The sequence below is a fragment of the Mesorhizobium sp. M0207 genome, from assembly GCF_040321995.1.
GTDB lineage: Bacteria > Pseudomonadota > Alphaproteobacteria > Rhizobiales > Rhizobiaceae > Mesorhizobium.
The window spans coordinates 100,865-117,437 of record NZ_JAMYSQ010000017.1 but is presented as its reverse complement, the minus strand read 5'-3'; the positions used below and the strand labels follow the sequence as shown (position 1 = coordinate 117,437).

Annotated in this window: 17 protein-coding genes and 2 tRNA genes; 9 read left to right on the top strand and 10 right to left on the bottom strand. The window is 62.3% G+C overall.

All coding sequences use genetic code 11. The features are described 5' to 3' along the window. Positions 1-124: 124 nt before the first annotated feature. Positions 125-201 (bottom strand) — tRNA-Pro (locus tag NKJ15_RS21900). Positions 202-361: 160 nt separating this feature from the next. Here NKJ15_RS21900 and NKJ15_RS21895 point away from each other — a divergent pair. From NKJ15_RS21895 to NKJ15_RS21885, 3 genes are all read left to right on the top strand, one after another. Further along, positions 362-667, top strand: a complete 306-nt coding sequence (locus tag NKJ15_RS21895) for an ETC complex I subunit (protein ID WP_352472630.1) — start codon at positions 362-364, stop codon at positions 665-667. A 50-nt stretch (positions 668-717) separates the two neighbouring features. Next, positions 718-794 (top strand) — tRNA-Arg (locus NKJ15_RS21890). A 59-nt stretch (positions 795-853) separates the two neighbouring features. After that, a complete protein-coding gene (locus tag NKJ15_RS21885) occupies positions 854-2,074 on the top strand; it encodes an anion transporter (RefSeq protein ID WP_352817532.1) in 1,221 nt (406 codons plus the stop codon). Between the two features lie 105 nt (positions 2,075-2,179). On the opposite strand, the gene NKJ15_RS21880 is transcribed toward NKJ15_RS21885, so the two are convergent. The 4 genes from NKJ15_RS21880 to NKJ15_RS21865 all read right to left on the bottom strand — a co-directional run bounded on the left by NKJ15_RS21880 (position 2,180) and on the right by NKJ15_RS21865 (position 5,221). Then, entirely contained in the window at positions 2,180-2,494 is a 315-nt protein-coding gene (locus tag NKJ15_RS21880; RefSeq protein WP_352817530.1) for a cupredoxin domain-containing protein, read from the bottom strand. An 11-nt stretch (positions 2,495-2,505) separates the two neighbouring features. Then, positions 2,506-3,030 carry a DUF4142 domain-containing protein gene (locus NKJ15_RS21875; RefSeq protein ID WP_352472633.1) on the bottom strand — a complete coding sequence of 175 codons (525 nt, stop codon included), beginning with the start codon at positions 3,028-3,030 and terminating at the stop codon, positions 2,506-2,508. 103 nt (positions 3,031-3,133) lie between these two features. Continuing rightward, complete coding sequence (locus NKJ15_RS21870) at positions 3,134-3,805, bottom strand: RNA polymerase sigma factor (RefSeq protein WP_352472634.1); 672 nt, start codon at positions 3,803-3,805, stop codon at positions 3,134-3,136. Between the two features lie 246 nt (positions 3,806-4,051). Then, positions 4,052-5,221 carry a cystathionine beta-lyase gene (locus NKJ15_RS21865; RefSeq protein WP_352817527.1) on the bottom strand — a complete coding sequence of 390 codons (1,170 nt, stop codon included), beginning with the start codon at positions 5,219-5,221 and terminating at the stop codon, positions 4,052-4,054. Positions 5,222-5,648: 427 nt separating this feature from the next. On the opposite strand from NKJ15_RS21865, the gene NKJ15_RS21860 reads away from it, so the two are divergent. The 5 genes from NKJ15_RS21860 to NKJ15_RS21840 all read left to right on the top strand — a co-directional run bounded on the left by NKJ15_RS21860 (position 5,649) and on the right by NKJ15_RS21840 (position 12,081). Then, positions 5,649-6,677 (top strand): amino acid ABC transporter substrate-binding protein, encoded by a 1,029-nt coding sequence (locus NKJ15_RS21860; protein WP_254820740.1) that lies wholly within the window; start codon positions 5,649-5,651, stop codon positions 6,675-6,677. A gap of 63 nt (positions 6,678-6,740) precedes the next feature. Then, positions 6,741-7,928, top strand: a complete 1,188-nt coding sequence (locus tag NKJ15_RS21855) for an amino acid ABC transporter permease (protein ID WP_352472636.1) — start codon at positions 6,741-6,743, stop codon at positions 7,926-7,928. A gap of 4 nt (positions 7,929-7,932) precedes the next feature. Continuing rightward, positions 7,933-9,090 (top strand): amino acid ABC transporter permease, encoded by a 1,158-nt coding sequence (locus NKJ15_RS21850; protein ID WP_352771783.1) that lies wholly within the window; start codon positions 7,933-7,935, stop codon positions 9,088-9,090. A 69-nt stretch (positions 9,091-9,159) separates the two neighbouring features. Further along, positions 9,160-9,909, top strand: coding sequence for an amino acid ABC transporter ATP-binding protein (locus NKJ15_RS21845; protein ID WP_031212005.1), 750 nt, complete (start codon positions 9,160-9,162; stop codon positions 9,907-9,909). Positions 9,910-10,164: 255 nt separating this feature from the next. Then, complete coding sequence (locus tag NKJ15_RS21840; protein WP_352501894.1) at positions 10,165-12,081, top strand: multicopper oxidase domain-containing protein; 1,917 nt, start codon at positions 10,165-10,167, stop codon at positions 12,079-12,081. Positions 12,082-12,155: 74 nt separating this feature from the next. Here the strand turns inward: NKJ15_RS21840 and NKJ15_RS21835 are convergent, their stop codons facing one another. The 3 genes from NKJ15_RS21835 to NKJ15_RS21825 are packed head-to-tail and all read right to left on the bottom strand — an operon-like array spanning position 12,156 to position 14,182. After that, entirely contained in the window at positions 12,156-12,869 is a 714-nt protein-coding gene (locus NKJ15_RS21835; RefSeq protein WP_352817522.1) for a HoxN/HupN/NixA family nickel/cobalt transporter, read from the bottom strand. 30 nt (positions 12,870-12,899) lie between these two features. Continuing rightward, positions 12,900-13,922, bottom strand: coding sequence for a cation diffusion facilitator family transporter (locus NKJ15_RS21830; protein ID WP_502906936.1), 1,023 nt, complete (start codon positions 13,920-13,922; stop codon positions 12,900-12,902). Next, a complete protein-coding gene (locus NKJ15_RS21825; RefSeq protein WP_023719742.1) occupies positions 13,919-14,182 on the bottom strand; it encodes a metal-sensing transcriptional repressor in 264 nt (87 codons plus the stop codon). Before NKJ15_RS21825 ends, NKJ15_RS21830 begins: the two co-directional genes overlap by 4 nt. Before the next feature lie 104 nt (positions 14,183-14,286). Here NKJ15_RS21825 and NKJ15_RS21820 point away from each other — a divergent pair, with 104 nt between their 5' ends. Then, entirely contained in the window at positions 14,287-14,958 is a 672-nt protein-coding gene (locus NKJ15_RS21820) for a TIGR02117 family protein (RefSeq protein WP_352817520.1), read from the top strand. A gap of 33 nt (positions 14,959-14,991) precedes the next feature. Here NKJ15_RS21820 and NKJ15_RS21815 read toward each other — a convergent pair whose 3' ends face one another. Both NKJ15_RS21815 and NKJ15_RS21810 read right to left on the bottom strand, forming a co-directional pair. After that, entirely contained in the window at positions 14,992-16,209 is a 1,218-nt protein-coding gene (locus NKJ15_RS21815; RefSeq protein WP_352817517.1) for an FAD-dependent monooxygenase, read from the bottom strand. Positions 16,210-16,228: 19 nt separating this feature from the next. Next, on the bottom strand, positions 16,229-16,474 hold the full coding sequence (locus NKJ15_RS21810; protein ID WP_254820632.1) for a zinc-finger domain-containing protein: 246 nt from the start codon (positions 16,472-16,474) through the stop codon (positions 16,229-16,231). Between the last annotated feature and the right edge of the window lie 99 nt (positions 16,475-16,573).

Genomic DNA, 16,573 nt, shown 5'->3' with positions numbered 1-16,573 from the left:
CGGCTTGCATGTCGGACGGGCAGCGCGGGCTCATGCTGTCCGTCCGTCGCTTAAACATGACCGGCGACGGCAGACACACTCGAGCGTGATCCGCTTGCCCTGCCGACGAGATTCGCTTGATGAATGGTCGGAGTGGAGAGATTCGAACTCCCGACCCTCTGGTCCCAAACCAGATGCGCTACCAGGCTGCGCTACACTCCGAACGGTCTGTTGCCTAGTGATTTCAGCCCGCCAAAGCAAGCGTAAAAAGCCATCGGCCTTGCTGCCGGCGGCATTGCGCAGTAATGACGGGCTAGTGCATGGCCAGAGAACAGTAATGTGGTCTCGGGGTCGTGTGCTTGCAACCAGCAATGAGGTGGTCATGTCAGCCCGCATTTTCAGCCCAGCCAAAACCGCGATGCAGTCCGGCAAGGCCAAGACCGGCTATTGGGTGCTGGAATTCGATCCGGAGCAGCGCAAGAAGATCGATCCGCTGATGGGCTACACCACGTCCGGCGACATGCGAAGCCAGATCAGGCTGACCTTCGACACAAGAGAGGACGCGGTCGCCTACGCTGAGAAGGAAGGGCTGGCTTTCCGCGTCGAGGAGCCGAAGGAAATCAAGCGCCGCCAGATTTCCTATGCGGAGAATTTCCGCTATGACCGCAGGACGCCCTGGACGCATTGATCCCATACCGGCCCTGCCGGCACAATCCGCCGGTCATGCGGCCGGCCAGCGGTCCCGTAGCTCAGCTGGATAGAGCACCGGCCTTCTAAGCCGATGGTCACAGGTTCGAATCCTGTCGGGATCGCCAATATTTTCAGGGTCCATTCCGGACAGGTTCACTCGCCAGTCGCACAGGATTTCCAACACATGACAGCGATGGGCGCGGCGGCACTGCTGATCCTGGTCCTGACCTATGCCGGCGTCGCCATCGGCAGGATACCCGGGCTGCGCCTCGACCGGGCAGGGATCGCGCTGCTCGGCGGTGCGGTGATGATCGCCATCGGCGCGCTCGACATGGAGGACGCCTACCGCGCCATCAGCTTCGACACCATCACGCTTCTGCTCGGCATGATGATCGTCGTGGCGCATCTTAAAGTGTCGGGCGCCTTTCGCGCGCTCGGCGGGTTCGCCATCGAGCATGCGCATGCGCCGTTCATGCTGCTGGTGATGGTGACGCTGTTGACCGGCCTCCTGTCCGCATTCCTGGTCAACGACGCCATCTGCCTGGTCATGGCGCCGATCGTCGTCCATGTCACCCGCGTCATCAACCGCAACCCGGTTCCCTATCTGATCGCCACCGCCACCGCCTCGAATTGCGGCAGCGTCGCCACCATCACCGGCAACCCGCAGAACATGGTCATCGGCACGCTGTCGGGGATTTCCTATCCGGCCTTCTCTGCGGCGCTGGCGCCGGTCGCGGCGTTCGGCCTCATCGCCGTCATCGTCATCATCCGCATCGTCTACCGCGCCGAATTTTCGCGCAAGGCCGAGCTCAGCCCCGAAGTCTACCGCGGCCGCATGCTGCCGGGGCAGGTGGTGAAGGCGGTGGTCGTCTGTGTCGGTTTGGCGATCGCCTTCTTCGCCGGCGTTCCAGTCGCCAAGGCAGCGCTGATCGGCGGTGCCATTCTTCTTTTGACCCGCGCCATCAAACCTGAGCGCATCTATCGCGAGATCGATGGGCCGCTGCTGTTCATGTTCGCCGGGCTGTTCATCGTCGTCGCCGGGGCGGAGAAGACGCTGCTGACGCCCGACATCGTCGCCTCGGCAAAGGACCTCGGACTGAATGATGTCTGGCGGCTGTCCGGCTTCACCGCGGTGCTGTCCAACATCATGAGCAATGTCCCGGCCGTGCTGGCGCTGAAGCCGTTCGTGCCCGGACTGGAAAACCCCGAGCGGGCCTGGCTGGTCGTCGCCATGAGCTCGACGCTGGCCGGCAATTTCACGCTGCTCGGCTCGGTCGCCAATCTGATCGTTGCCGAGCACGCGCGAATCTCCGGCAAACCGCTGGGCTTCATCGCCTTCTTCAAGGTCGGCCTGCCGTTGACGCTGGTCACGCTTCTCGTAGGGACGGCATGGCTGGCAGCCTAAAAGCGCGTCGCATTAGACCGACCTCATGCGGCGCGCTTTAGGCTTTTTTATGCATGTCGTTATCGCAAAACCGCTGCACGATTTTGCGCGACATGCATCAGCCAGTCAGGGCGATGTCACCGTCAGATGGCCTTTCATGTTGGGATGGAAGCGGCAGAAATAATCGACCGATTCCGCCTTCTTCACCGTCAGGCTCGCCGCCTTCTTCGGCGGGATCATCACTTCCCAGGCGCCGTTGACGGTTGCCGTGTGGGCGAACACGTCCTTGTTCACCCACTTGATCGTGTCGCCGACCTTCGCCTCGATCTTTGCCGGCGAAAACACAAGCTTGTCGATCGTCACCTCGATGGTTTCGGCCTTGGCCGGTGCGGCGGCGATGGTCAGCGCCAGCGCAACCCACAGACGCCGCCTCGACACCATTGGCCCGATCCTCACTTCAGCATGCCAGCGACGTGTTCGGCGTGCTGTTCGTGGCCCTGGAATATTTTCAGGCCGGTTTCCAGCAGGCTCTTCAGCTCGGCATTGCTGGCTGACGGGATCAGCAGTGTTTCGAGCGCGCTATTGACCTGCTTGTGGTAGGCCACCTCGTTGGCGACATAGGCCTTGTCGAACGCCGCTCCCTTGAGCTTGGCAAGCTTGGCACGTTCCTCGGCCGCCGCCTTGGTCAGCGCCTTGCTGGTCGGATTGTCCTCAGGCGTGACCTTGAGCTTCTTGACCAGGTCGAGAGCCTGTTTGTTGACCGCCTCGTGATCTCGCACCATGTCCTTGGCGAAATCCACCACCTCCTTGTTCTTCGATTTCTTCAGCGCCTGCTTGGCCGCCTCGACGTCAAGCACCCCTGCTGTGTAGGCGATATGTGCGATCTGCGGATCGGTCGGTTTGTCGGCAGCTTGCGACAAGGGCGCTGCGCTAAGCAGGAAAAATGCGGCCAGTGCCGTGGTCGATCGAATAAACATGATGCTCTCCTTCGCCCCGACGCGGAACTGCATCGGGCTTCGTTTCAGTGATGCTCATTGGATGCAGGTCACGGGAAAACGTTCCCGCGAAAATCGGCGCGACCTATCCGGAAAGACCGAGCCGCTGCATCACGGCATTGGTCAGCCGTTCGCAGCGCCGGCCCGCGAAGGGAAAGGCGTCGAGCAGCACCGGGCCGATCTGGTCGTCCAGCGCCTTGCGCACCAGCGCGCGGGCGCGGTGCAGCCGGGTCTTGATGGTTTCTGGTCGCACGCCAAGCAGTTCGGCGGTTTCTTCGATGCTCAATCCCTCGATGACGCGCGCCACGAACACCATCCGGTAGACATCGGGAAGACTGTCGGTTGCCCGTTCGACAAGCTCAAGGATCTGCCGTTGCGCCATCGTCCGCTCCGGATCGTCGCTCGGGTTGAGGGGAAACCGGATGATTTCGGCTTGCGGGTTTTCAGGCATCGCTACCATTCGCCGCCTTTTGCGCAAGCGGCCGAGCGCTTCGTTGATGACGATACGCGATAGCCACGTGGCGAGCGAGGCATCGCCGCGAAAGGCCTCGAGATGGGCAAAGGCGCTGACATAGGCCTCCTGGACGATGTCCTCTGCCTCGCTGTCGTTACGCACGACGCCTCGGGCGATGCGGTAGAGCCTTTGGTTGTGCGTCTTGATGATGGTGCGGAATGCATCGCCATCACGTGCCAGCGCGCGGCCGACAAGCTGCATGTCGCCGGGAGCGGCGGGCGTTGCCGTCAACGCAGCAGGCATGGCCGATCTCCTGATAGGCTTCTCATCGCGACATTGGATGCATCGGCCGACAAAAGGTTCCCGACCGATCCCGCCGGCCAGCCTCAATCCGTGTCAAGGACTGGCAGAGGCTATTCTACCGCCTTCACCACACCGCCGCCTCTATTTTGTAGACGCCGGCCGATCGGTCGCCATGACATCGCTCAGGATCGCAATTTTTCCAGGCTGTTACGCCGATTTTCTGACTCAGTGTGAAAAGGTGCTGGCTCAGGCCTCAGCGGCCGCCGCCAGCCCGCGCGCCAGGTCGGCCTTCAAATCCCCTACATCCTCGAGCCCGATCTGCAGGCGCACCAGCGGCCCGTCATACGGGCCCTTGGCGATGGTGCGGTCGCCAAGGAATACCGGCACGGCAAGGCTCTCATAGCCGCCCCAGGAATAGCCGAGGCCGAAAAACTTCAACGCGTCGAGGAAGGCGTGCTGCTGCTTCTGTCCGCCGCCCGCGAGAACGATCGAGAAGATGCCGCTCGATCCGCAAAAATCGCGCTTCCACATGGCGTGGTCGGGATGACTGGGCAGCCCCGGATGCAGCACCTGCGCTACGCCCGGCTGACCCTCGAGCCAGCCGGCGAGGGCAAGCGCGCTCTTTTGATGATGCTCCAGCCGCACACCCATCGTGCGCAGGCCGCGCAGCACCTGGTAGACGTCGTCAGGCCCGGCGCAGCAGCCCATCGTGTTGAACGTCTCGAAAAGCTGCTTCCAGCAGTCCGCATTGGCCGACACGGTGCCGAGCAGCACGTCGGAATGGCCGGCCGGGTATTTCGTCGCCGCGTGGATCGAGATGTCGACGCCATGGTCGAGCGGGCGAAAGTAGAGCGGCGTCGCCCAGGTGTTGTCCATCATGACGATGGCGCCGGCGGCATGCGCTGCCTTGGCGATGGCCGGTATGTCCTGCACCTCGAAGGTGTTGGAGGCCGGCGATTCGGTGAACACCACCTTGGTGTTGGGCTTGATCAGCGCCGCGATGCCGGCGCCGATGCGCGGTTCGTAATACTCGACCTCGATGCCCAGCCGCTTCAGCATCGTGTCGGCGAAATTGCGGGTCGGATGATAGACGGAATCGACGATCAGCAGATGATCGCCGGCCGACAGGAAGGCGAGCAGCGGCAGCACCACGGCCGCCAGGCCGGACGGCACCGCGACCGTGCCGGCGGAGCCTTCCAGCGCATCGATGGCGCTGGTCAGCGCATCGGTGGTCGGGGTGCCGCGCGTGCCGTAGGTGTATTTCTGGCTGCGCGCCGCCATTGTCGCCGCATTGGGATAGAGCACGGTCGAGGCATGCACCACCGGCGGATTGACGAAGCCGAAATAGTCATGCGGGTTGTTGCCGGAATGGGCGAGCCGTGTGTTGACGCCCATCTCGCTGTCGTCTTTTGCCATTGCTTTTCGTCCCATGGGTTGGTCGTTAGCCATAGTGCGGCGGCATTGGCCGTGCAACCGCACCGCACTCGCCAGGCCAAGGTCTTGAATATGCCAATTCAGCAACGAGCCGTGGACCTGCGGGAAGGCTGCCAAGTGCGCTTGGCAACTCACGGTCGGACTTTGCCGGCTTTATTGGCGCGCTGGCCGATTTGCGAGCGCGTTTGTCTGCAATTTCAGGCATTTCAGGCAGTTGGTTTTCAAAGTCTTTCGGATTTGGTCATTTCCCTTGACCTCACAGGAATAATCGCCTTCGATGTTGTTCGTGAATGGGAGGCAGCGCGTCGGTTACGATGCGGGATTCCGGTAATGGGCCGGGATACATAGCTGCGTTCACACGGGAAAAAGTCAGGTTCGCCTGGAAAAAACAGAAAAGGGTCTGTGGGTCATGAAACACATTGCAATCGGCGTTTTGGGCGCCGCCGCGTTTGGATTCGCGGCTTCGGCGGCTTCGGCGGCCACGCTCGACGATGTCAAAGCGAAGGGCTTCATCCAATGCGGCGTCTCGACCGGTCTGGCCGGCTTCTCGGCGCCGGACGACAAGGGTGAGTGGCAAGGCATCGACGCGGACTTCTGTCGCGCTGTGGCAGCCGCCGTGTTCGGCGATGGCACCAAGGTGAAGTTTACGCCGCTCAGCGCCAAGGAGCGGTTTACCGCTCTGCAGTCGGGCGAGATCGACATCCTGTCGCGCAATACCACCTGGACCATCAATCGCGACACCGCACTCGGCCTGAACTTCATCGGCACGACTTATTACGACGGCCAGGGCTTCATGATCAACGCCAAGAAGCTACCGGGCGTGAACTCGGCGCTGCAGCTTTCGGGCGCGGCGGTCTGCGTGCAGAGCGGCACCACGACCGAGCTCAACCTTGCCGACTATTTCAAGTCGAACAAGATGGAGTACAATCCTGTCGTCTTCGAAAAGCTGGAAGAGGTTAACGCCGCCTATGACGCCGGCCGCTGCGACGTATACACCACCGACCAGTCGGGCCTCTATGGCATCCGCCTGACGCTCGGTGCGCCGGCCGACCACGTCGTGTTGCCCGAGATCATCTCCAAGGAACCGCTTGGGCCGGCCGTACGCCAGGGCGACGACCAATGGTACCACATCGTCAAGTGGACCTATTTCGCGTTGCTCGACGCCGAGGAACTCGGCATCACCAAGGCCAATGTCGACGAGATGAAGAACTCGGACAGTCCAGAGATCAAGCGCGTGCTCGGCCAGGAAGCCGACACCAAGATCGGCACCGATCTCGGCGTCTCTAACGACTGGGTCGTCAACATCGTCAAGGCCGTCGGCAATTACGGCGAGATGTTCGAGCGTAATGTCGGCTCGGGCAGCCCGCTGAAGATCGCGCGCGGCATCAACGCGCTGTGGACCAAGGGTGGCCTGCAGTACGCTCCGCCGATCCGCTGATCGAAAATGGATCCGGAAGGCAGATCGTCTGCCTTCCGGTCTCTCTTTCCAGGGGACTGTCGAATGGCATCGCAGGAAGTTCTTCGCGAGGAGCCAAGCCGCGGTTCCTTCATCAATGATCCTCGTGTCCGCGGAATATTCTTTCAAGCGCTGGTCCTCGTCCTGCTGGTAGCGGGGGTCTGGTGGGTTACCCACAACGTCATCGTCAATCTGACGCGCTTGCACATCGCTTCCGGCTTTGGCTTCCTCAGGGGCCGCGCCGGCTTCGACATCAGCGAAAGCGCGATCGCATATTCGTCGGATTCGACCTATTTCCGAGCCATCCTGGTTGGCTTCATCAACACCGTGATCGTTGCCGTCGTCGGCATCATCACCGCGACCATTATCGGTTTCATCGTCGGCATCGGCCGGCTTTCGCGCAACTGGCTGATCAGGAAGATCTGCACGGTCTATGTCGAGGTCTTCCGCAACATCCCGCCGCTGCTGGTCATCTTCTTCTGGTATTCCGGCGTGCTCGCCGTGCTGCCGCCGCCGCGCGAGAGCATTAATTTGCCGTTCGGCTCCTTTCTCAACCAGCGCGGCTTCTATTTTCCGCGCGCTGTCTGGGGCGAGGGCTCCTGGCTGATCCTGGTCGCCCTGCTCCTCGCCCTTGCCATGGCCTGGTTCGTCGCCCGCAAGGCGCGGCAGCGGCAGATGGCGACGGGTCAGCCGTTCCCGGTGCTGTGGACATCCATAGCGTTGATCGTCGGCCTGCCGCTGCTGGCCTACGCGCTGAGCGGCTTTCCTCTGACCTTCGAATTCCCGAAACAATCGACTTTCAACCTGGTCGGTGGCTTTCAGGTCAGACCGGAGTTCCTGTCACTCTATCTGGCGTTGTCCTGCTATACGGCCGCCTTCATCGCCGAGATCGTGCGCGCCGGCATCAGGGGCGTCAGCACGGGCCAGACCGAGGCGGCCGCGGCACTCGGGCTGCGCTCGGGATCGATCCTCAGGCTTGTCGTCGTGCCGCAGGCGATGCGCATCGTTATTCCGCCGCTGACCAGCCAGTATCTGAACTTGACCAAGAACTCTTCACTCGCCATCGCCATCGGCTATCCGGACCTGACGGCGACTGCCGGCACTGTCTTGAACCAGACCGGGCAGGCGGTTGAAGGCGTGGTGATCATGATGGCTGTCTATCTCGCGCTCAGCCTGATCACGTCGGCGATCATGAACGTCGTCAATGCCAGGATGGCGCTGGTGGAGAGGTAGGGCCATGCAGGAACACGACATGTCCTGGGTGCGGACTGAGATGGCGCTGGCCCAACCGGCGCCGTCGAGCGAGCGTGGCCTCACCGCCTGGATCCGCAAGAACCTGATTGCCACCACGGGCGACACCATTCTCACCATCGTTGGCATTGCGCTGGTCGCTGTGATCCTGCCCCAAATCATCAATTGGGCCTTCATCAACGCCCAGTGGACTGGACCGGACCGCTCGGTCTGCGCCACCGTGGCGCAAGGCGGCATCCAGCCGGATGGCTGGACCGGTGCTTGCTGGGCATTCGTCAACGCCAAGTTCGGCCAGTTCATGTTCGGCACCTATCCTATCGAGGAGCGTTGGCGGCCGATCGTGGTGGCCATCCTGTTCGTGGCACTGCTGGTGCCGTTGCTCATTCCGCGCATACCGCGCAAGGGGCTGAATGCCATTCTTCTCTTTTTTGTACTGCCGGTCGTCGCCTTCGTTCTGCTGGTCGGCGGCATGTTCGGCCTGCCGCATGTCGAGACTTCGCGTTGGGGTGGACTGCTGGTGACGCTCAGCCTGTCGTTCGTCGGCATTGCCGTGTCGCTGCCGATCGGCATCGTGCTGGCGCTTGGCCGGCGCTCGAACATGCCGATAGTCAAGCTGCTGTGCGTGATCTTCATCGAGACGGTACGCGGCATCCCGCTGATTACGGTGCTGTTCTTTGCCAGCGTGATGCTGCCGCTGTTCCTGCCGGCCGGCGTCAGCTTCGACAAGTTCCTGCGCGCGCTGATCGGCGTGTCGCTGTTTGCCGCCGCCTACATGGCCGAAGTGGTGCGTGGCGGCCTGCAGGCGATCCCCAAAGGCCAGTATGAGGGCGCCGATTCGCTCGGCCTCAGCTACTGGCAGAAGATGGGCCTGGTCGTCATGCCGCAGGCGCTGAAGCTGGTCATTCCCGGCATCGTCAACACCTTCATCGGCATGTTCAAGGACACCAGCCTGGTCATCGTCATCTCCATGTTCGACCTCCTCGGCATCGTCAAGCAGAACTTCTCCGACGCCAATTGGGCGACGCCACAGACGGCCAGATCCGGCCTGGTGTTCGCGGCGTTCATCTTCTGGCTGTTCTGCTTCGGCATGTCGCGCTATTCAATGTACACGGAACGCCGTCTCGACACCGGCCACAAACGCTAAAAAGGGGACCTTGTCATGGCCATAGAAAACGCCGTCAGCGCGGAAGAGATCAAGGTCAATGCCGCCAAGATGCACATTTCCACCACCGATGTCGCCATCGACATCATCGCCATGCACAAATGGTACGGCGAATTCCATGTGCTGAAGGACATCAATCTAAAGGTGATGCGCGGCGAGCGGATCGTCATCTGCGGCCCGTCGGGCTCCGGCAAATCGACGATGATCCGCTGCATCAACCGGCTGGAGGAACACCAGAAGGGCAAGATCATAGTCGACGGCAAGGAACTGACCAACGATCTGAAGAAGATCGACGAGGTGCGTCGCGAGGTCGGCATGGTGTTCCAGCACTTCAACCTGTTCCCGCATCTGACCATTCTGGAAAATTGCACGCTGGCGCCGATCTGGGTGCGCAAGATGCCGCGGAAACAGGCCGAGGAAATCGCCATGCATTTCCTCAAGCGCGTCAAGATCCCGGAACAGGCCAACAAATATCCCGGCCAGCTTTCCGGCGGGCAGCAACAGCGCGTGGCGATCGCCCGCTCGCTGTGCATGAACCCGCGCATCATGCTGTTCGATGAGCCGACCTCGGCTCTCGATCCGGAAATGATCAAGGAAGTGCTGGAGACGATGGTCGGGCTGGCCGAGGAAGGCATGACCATGCTCTGCGTCACCCACGAAATGGGCTTTGCGCGCAAAGTCGCCAATCGGGTGATCTTCATGGATCAGGGTCAGATCGTCGAGCAGAACACGCCGGCCGAGTTCTTCGACCACCCGCGCCATGAGCGCACGAAGCTGTTCCTGTCGCAGATCCTGCACTGATCCTTACTCCGGTTCGGGACAAGACCGGCGGATCACGCCTCTCTGTCTTGCTGGCTTCGCGCGTATTCGGCGAGCGCTGACCGTGCGCTACGCGAGAAGATAGCAAGCGTGCTTCAGGCCGTTCGAGTGGTCACGTTGCAACCTGGTAACTAGCGCCGGCACGGATCATAAGCGCGCCGGCTGCGTTCATTGCCATTGGGAGTTGTATAACGAGCCGCGTGGGCGCGTGCGGCGGCAGGTCACGGGTTCATCCTGATGCTCATCCAACCGATCGATTATTTCCTCGTCGTCTGGTTCGCGCTGGCGCTGGCTTCGACGCTTTACGTCGGCTTCGACCAATATCGCAACAATCCCGAGCCGGTGGTGATGAAATGGGGCTTCATCCTGGTCACCCTCTATATGGGTCCGCTCGGCTTGCTGCTCTACGTGCTCGCCGACAAGGAGCCCCGGCCGGGCGATCATGAACTCTTCACCCGGCCGCTCTGGAAGCAGGGCGTCGGCTCCACCATCCACTGCGTCGCCGGCGATGCCACCGGCATCATTCTTGCCGCCGCCGTCACGGCGGCGCTCGGCCTGCCGATGTGGATCGACCTGATCGTCGAATATCTCGCCGGCTTTGCCTTCGGCCTGTTCATCTTCCAGTCGCTGTTCATGAAATCGATGATGGGCGGCACCTATTGGGAAAACGTACGCAAGAGCTTCCTGCCCGAGTTCATCTCCATGAACTTCATGATGGCCGGCATGGCGCCGGTCATGAGCTTCCTGATGATGGGCCGCGACATGCGCGCGATGGAACCGACGGAGCTGCTGTTCTGGGGCGTGATGTCGATCGGCGTCATCGCCGGTTTTGCGCTTGCCTATCCGGCCAATGTCTGGCTGGTCGCCCGGGGGCTGAAGCATGGGCTGATGACGCAGCGTGCGCAGGCAGCGGGCATCGATGTCCGGGAGCAGCCTGCCACGAGGCAACATGCGCAGATACAAATGCAGCAGGCCGACGCCAGCGGCCATCGCGGGCAGCACCACGATATGGTTTCCCACAAAGGCAAAGGCGGCGGCCATCACATGGAGACGGATGCCACGACGCCGCAGGTCGCTGCCCTGGGTGCCGTCTCCCTGCTGGCGCTCGCCATCGGCATGGTCGCGCCGGCGAACTGGCTGAACCTGACGCTGTCGGCACGCGACGTCGGCGGGGTGATCATGCCGCGAGGCATGATCATGGATCGCGACACGCCAGCCGATACAATGCGCGACATGGCGGCTACCGATCCACGCCTCGTGGCCGCCTCTTATGGCCTGACGGCAAGGGGCGACCAGGAACTGCCGTTTCGGATGGAGAACGGCATCAAGGTGTTCGAGCTCAGGCCTTCAGTGGTCCGCTGGCAGATCCTGCCGGACGTCGCGGTCGACGCCTATGCCTATAACGGCCAGATTCCCGGTCCGCGAATTCATATTCGCCAGGGCGATCGGGTCAGGATCAACGTCACCAACGGCCTGCCTGAGGAAACGACGGTGCATTGGCATGGCTTGATCCTGCCGAACCAGATGGATGGGCCGGCCGAGATCACGCAGCCGCCGATCGAGCCCGGGCAATCCTATTCATACGAATTCACCGCGACCCAGCACGGAACCTATTTCTATCACCCCCATGCCAAGCCGGACCGGACCCAGGCGCTCGGCCTCTACGGTGCGCTGATCATCGATCCCGCCAATCCCGCCGACGAGGTCGCGGCCGACCATGATTACGTCATCGAGCTTCAGGAATGGCTGGTGCGGGAAGGGCTGACCTACCCGTCGATGCCGATGGATGGCGGCATGCCGAATTTCTTCACCATCAACGGCAAGGCCTATCCCTCGACCGAGACTATCCCGATGAAGGTCGGCGAGACGCTCAAGGTGCGGTTCATCGGCACCAACAACGGCTTCATCCATCCGATGCATATCCATGGCGGACCGTTCGAGGTCGTTGCCCGCGACGGCGAGACGGTACCCGCTTCGGGTCGTTTCCTTGCCGACACGATCAACGTCGGGCCGGGTCAGCGCTACGACGTGATCTGGAAGGCGCAGCGTCCGGGCAAATGGCTGATCCATTGCCACATCCCGCATCACACCACGAACAACAATGTCGAGGAGAAGGGCGGCGGCGGGCTGATGGTCGTGATCGATGTGACATGACCGGCGTCGCCTTGGCGCGTTCCATCCGCTGCACCGGCCCGGACGCCATGCAGTGGCTGGGGCCAAATTTTCTCTCAAGCTGAGGTGATCTGCCAGACAGCGACGCCGGCAAGGGCGAGACCGGCGGCGCCCTCGATGGCCCGGGAGATGGTTTCGAACAGCCGTGGCTGGCGCGCGAAAAACTGTACAAGCCGTTCCCGAAACACGATCGACAACACGGCGACGCAGGACAGCGTCAGCGCCACGCCGACCATCATGGTGATGGCAAACAGGACGCCCGCTGCCGGAACACCCCTGGACATCGCGAAAGTCATCGCGAAAAGCGTAAGCGGACATGGGATCAGGCCTGCCATGACGCCGACAGCCTCGCCCTCGTGCCTGTGGTGATGGCTGTGGCTCAACGCGCGCCAGATCATCCACACGCCAATGAGGCCGAGCAGCCCGCGACTGATATGCTCCAGAAGCGGAGCGCGGCCGACGCTGCCCAATGCTATTGAGACCAGTGGCAGCGAGAGAGCCGCAATCAGAACGGCAATCGTCACATGCGTGAACGATAGCGTGATAGATACGAGCAGACCACGCGAGACCTTCGCATCCGAACCGGCAAGATAAGTCGCCAGGACGGCCTTGCTGTGCCCCGGCGTCAGCGCATGGGCAGCGCCGAACACGACGCCCATCGGCAGGAAGGCCATGAACGCCAGCCAATTGCCTCCGGCCGCAAGCAGCTTGATCTGTTCGCCGAGCGTCAGATAGATCGTGCGCTGAAATTCGACGAGCGTCTGGAACATCGGACGAGACTAGCAGAAAATCGGCGAGCGTCAGTGCATGTGGCCGTGGTCATGCGTGTGCTCGTGAGGATGGTCGTTCTCTCCACGTACCGTTGAAAACCGCACATTCGCCTCAGCCAGGGCCGGCATATGCTGGGATAGTTCGTCCTTCAGCGCTGCGGCGATCTTGTTCGCCGCCGACAGCGGCAGGGTTTCGTCTGCGGCAATTGCGATGTCGGCGTGCAATCTATGACCGATCCAGCGCGCCTTGGCATCGACAATGCGCGCGCCCGGAACATGCTCGGCGGCATGTCGGATTTCGTCTATCACACTGGGTTCGATTCCATCCAGCATGCGGGTCAGCACCGAGCGGGCCGATTGCCAGACGATACCGAAGATCGCAATCGTGATCAGCAGGCCGACGATCGGATCGGCCAAGGAAAAGCCAAACCAGACGCCGATGGCTCCGATGACCACGGCAAGGCTGGTAAGTCCATCTGTGCGGGCGTGGTAGCCGTCGGCAATCAGTGCCGCGCTGTTGATTTCGCGGCCGACGCGGATACGGAACACGGCAACCGCCTCGTTGCCGAGGAAGCCGACAATGCCCGCCGCAGTCAGCCAGCCCAGGTGTGTCACCGCTTGTGGATTGATCAGCCTGTCGATGGCTTGGTAGGCAGCGACTACAGCGCTGAACAGGATGATGAGCACGATGATGATGCCGGCCAGATCCTCGACCCGGCCCAAGCCATACGTGAAGATCCGCGACGGCTTGCGCCGCGCCAGAACGAACGCAATCCAGAGCGGGATCGCCGTGGTCGCGTCGCCGATGTTATGGATCGTGTCGGCCAGCAATGCCACGCTCCCCGACAACGCAACCACGACCATCTGCAATGCCGCGGTGATGGCCAGGATCACGAACGACCATTTGATTGCCCAGATGCCCCGGTCGGTGGTGGCAATTGTCGCGTCGATGACGCCATGGCTGTGACCGTGCGGACCGTGATCGCCGTGATGATGTGCGGCGTGCGAGCCGAACCCGAGCCAGTCCAGAATGCGGGCTACGATGGCATTCATAGATATTTCGCCAGCTGCTTGAGTTCCGCCAGCGAGTTGCCGCCGGTTTCGACGCTGTCGGTCAGGCAATGCTCGATGTGATCGTTGATCAGCTCGCGCTTGGCGCTGCTGATGGCCCTTTCGACGGCATGAAGCTGCTGCGCCAAGTCAACGCAAGGGCGATGCGCCTCGATCATCGCCAGCACCGCCGCAAGGTGGCCTTGCGCGCGCTTCAGGCGCTTTATGATGGAAGGATGCGAGGCGTGGAGGTGATCTGACATGCCTCAGCGTATCCTCCCGGGGAGGATACGCGTCAAGCTCTAAGTCAGCTGTGCAACTTTCGGAGGGGCTTCACCTTGAGCATTGCTTGTTCTATGCCTTTCCCATGAAGAAGCTTGCCCGTTTTCTTGGCCTGCTGGTCGTTGCAGCAGTCCTTGCGGTGGCATTGGGCACACTGCTGCCGCGCCCGCTCTGGCCGGCGGCAGTTGCCGATCCGATCGGCTCAAGCCACCGCATCCTGGTGCTGAAAAATCCGATCCACACCGACATCGCCATCCCGGTCGACGACGATGTGCGCCAGCGCTTCCATTTCCTGGTCGATGCCGGCATTCCAGCAGACGTGGCGGAGGTCCGCTACATCGTCTTCGGCTGGGGCGGCCGCGCCTTCTATCTCGAGACGCCGACCTGGTCGGAACTGAAGGCAGTGCCGGTGATGAAGGCGCTGACCGTCGATGCGTCGGTGATGCATGTCGACATTTCAGGCGAAATCGCCGAGCCGCATCCCGACGTCGCCGGCTTCGATATCGGCGAGGAGCGGTTTACGGCGCTGCTCGATTACATTGCGGGAAGCTTCCGGCAGGGACCGAACGGGGCCATGCCGATCGAGAATGCGGCGTATTCCCGTTTCGATCGTTTCTTCGAAGGCAATGGCCGTTTCAACGCGCTGGTCGGCTGCAACACCTGGGCGGCGGCGGCACTGCGCATCGCCGGGCTGCGCACCGGCTGGTGGAACCCGCTGCCGGCATCGCTCGGCCTGTCGATGCGGCTTTACAATTGACAAGGCGCCGATGACTTAGGACCGCCGAACGTCCTACGCCCGCCAGCCGTAGAGCCAGTCGAGATCGGCGGCGAGCTTTTCGGGTGAGCGCATCGCCAGGAACAGGTTGCGGGCCATCGCCACCGGCCCGGCCGCATGCCAGGCGACGCGATTGATGGCGCCGCGACGGGCGACCTGGGCGACGCGCGGCCGCCGCGCCTGTTCCCAGGCGACAAGCGCGCTGCTGAGATCGGCGGGCGAGGTGGCAACGAAACCGGCAAGGGTTACCGCGTCTTCGATCGCCATCGCCGCGCCCTGTGCGGCAAACGGCGTCATCGCGTGCGCCGCATCGCCGGTCAGCGCGATGCCTTCCGGGGTCGTCCACCGCCGCTGCTCGACTATGTGGATCGGCCGTGCCGTCCACGGCGCGGCCTCGTTCGCCAGGCGGACCAGCGCCGGCGCGGCGCCACGCATGGCGCTGGCGAGGCTGGCGGGGTCGGCATGCCCTGACCAGCCCTCGGCGATGCGCTTGCCCTTGGTGAAGGCCGCGAGGTTGAAGACAGTGCCACGGCTGACCGGATAGGCGACCATATGGAAGCCTGGATGGAGGAATGCGGTAACGCAATCGGGCGCACCGATCGCCCTGAAGGCTTGTCCGGCAAGGCTGTCCGCGGCCACCGTGGCGCGCCAGGCAAGCTCGCCCGAGAATCGGCTTCTGCCGAATTCGGCCGCCTTGCGGGCCAGTTTTTCTCGCACCGACGACCAGACGCCATCGGCTCCGACCAGCAACGATGCTTCGGTTTCGATGGTCGTGCCGGCAATCTCGACTGTTGCGGTGATGCCATTCGGTCCGGTTGCGACGCCGCCGACGCGGGCACCGGTGACAAGCTCGACCTCGGGCCGCTCGGCTATCCGCTGCATCAGCGCTGACTGCAGATCCGCGCGGTGGGCAACGAGATAGGGCGCTCCCCAGCGCGTGTCGGCCGCCTGGCCAAGCGGTACGCGCGCCAGCTTGCGCAGCGTGGCGGCATCCTTGAGCACGACTGCCTCCGGCCGCACCGCCGTCGCCAGCAGCCGATCGAGTACGCCGAGCTGCCGTAGGATGCGCGTCGCGTTGGGCGAAAGCTGGATACCGGCGCCGGCAGCCTCGAGGTGCTGCGCCTGTTCGAACAGTTTTACCCGATAGCCGCGCTCGGCGAAGGCCAGTGCCGCGGTCAGCCCGGCGACGCCCGCCCCGGCGATGACCACCTGCCGGGACTGCGTTTCCTGCATCAGGCTTGTCGCGGAAGAATCAGGCGGCCTGGTCGATATAGAGGCAGCCCGGCGGCTGCGTTTCCAATGCCTTCAGTTTCGGCGAATAGCGATAGAGCGTCGAGCAATAGGGGCAGACCTTTTCATTGTCGTCGCCCATGTCGAGAAATACATGCGGATGGTCGAAAGGCGGATTGGCGCCGGTGCACATGAATTCCTTGACGCCGATGTCGATTGCCGGGTAGCCCGCATCGTTCTGGAAATGGGGAATGGAACCGCCTGCCATCGTCGTCTCCTGATCTCGTCGATTGCATCTGGATCATAACCCGTCTCTTTGCAAGATCGATGAAATGAAACTGTCGCAAAAGCCTGTCAGAGGATAAGT

What these genes read in the sequence shown, in the direction of transcription:
- NKJ15_RS21895 (WP_352472630.1), top strand. Translation starts at nt 362, where the DNA reads ATGTCAGCCCGCATTTTCAGCCCAGCCAAAACCGCGATGCAGTCCGGC.
- NKJ15_RS21885 (WP_352817532.1), top strand. Translation starts at nt 854, where the DNA reads ATGACAGCGATGGGCGCGGCGGCACTGCTGATCCTGGTCCTGACCTAT.
- NKJ15_RS21880 (WP_352817530.1), bottom strand. Translation starts at nt 2,494, where the DNA reads ATGGTGTCGAGGCGGCGTCTGTGGGTTGCGCTGGCGCTGACCATCGCC.
- NKJ15_RS21875 (WP_352472633.1), bottom strand. Translation starts at nt 3,030, where the DNA reads ATGTTTATTCGATCGACCACGGCACTGGCCGCATTTTTCCTGCTTAGC.
- NKJ15_RS21870 (WP_352472634.1), bottom strand. Translation starts at nt 3,805, where the DNA reads ATGCCTGCTGCGTTGACGGCAACGCCCGCCGCTCCCGGCGACATGCAG.
- NKJ15_RS21865 (WP_352817527.1), bottom strand. Translation starts at nt 5,221, where the DNA reads ATGGCAAAAGACGACAGCGAGATGGGCGTCAACACACGGCTCGCCCAT.
- NKJ15_RS21860 (WP_254820740.1), top strand. Translation starts at nt 5,649, where the DNA reads ATGAAACACATTGCAATCGGCGTTTTGGGCGCCGCCGCGTTTGGATTC.
- NKJ15_RS21855 (WP_352472636.1), top strand. Translation starts at nt 6,741, where the DNA reads ATGGCATCGCAGGAAGTTCTTCGCGAGGAGCCAAGCCGCGGTTCCTTC.
- NKJ15_RS21850 (WP_352771783.1), top strand. Translation starts at nt 7,933, where the DNA reads ATGCAGGAACACGACATGTCCTGGGTGCGGACTGAGATGGCGCTGGCC.
- NKJ15_RS21845 (WP_031212005.1), top strand. Translation starts at nt 9,160, where the DNA reads ATGCACATTTCCACCACCGATGTCGCCATCGACATCATCGCCATGCAC.
- NKJ15_RS21840 (WP_352501894.1), top strand. Translation starts at nt 10,165, where the DNA reads ATGCTCATCCAACCGATCGATTATTTCCTCGTCGTCTGGTTCGCGCTG.
- NKJ15_RS21835 (WP_352817522.1), bottom strand. Translation starts at nt 12,869, where the DNA reads ATGTTCCAGACGCTCGTCGAATTTCAGCGCACGATCTATCTGACGCTC.
- NKJ15_RS21830 (WP_502906936.1), bottom strand. Translation starts at nt 13,922, where the DNA reads ATGAATGCCATCGTAGCCCGCATTCTGGACTGGCTCGGGTTCGGCTCG.
- NKJ15_RS21825 (WP_023719742.1), bottom strand. Translation starts at nt 14,182, where the DNA reads ATGTCAGATCACCTCCACGCCTCGCATCCTTCCATCATAAAGCGCCTG.
- NKJ15_RS21820 (WP_352817520.1), top strand. Translation starts at nt 14,287, where the DNA reads ATGAAGAAGCTTGCCCGTTTTCTTGGCCTGCTGGTCGTTGCAGCAGTC.
- NKJ15_RS21815 (WP_352817517.1), bottom strand. Translation starts at nt 16,209, where the DNA reads ATGCAGGAAACGCAGTCCCGGCAGGTGGTCATCGCCGGGGCGGGCGTC.
- NKJ15_RS21810 (WP_254820632.1), bottom strand. Translation starts at nt 16,474, where the DNA reads ATGGCAGGCGGTTCCATTCCCCATTTCCAGAACGATGCGGGCTACCCG.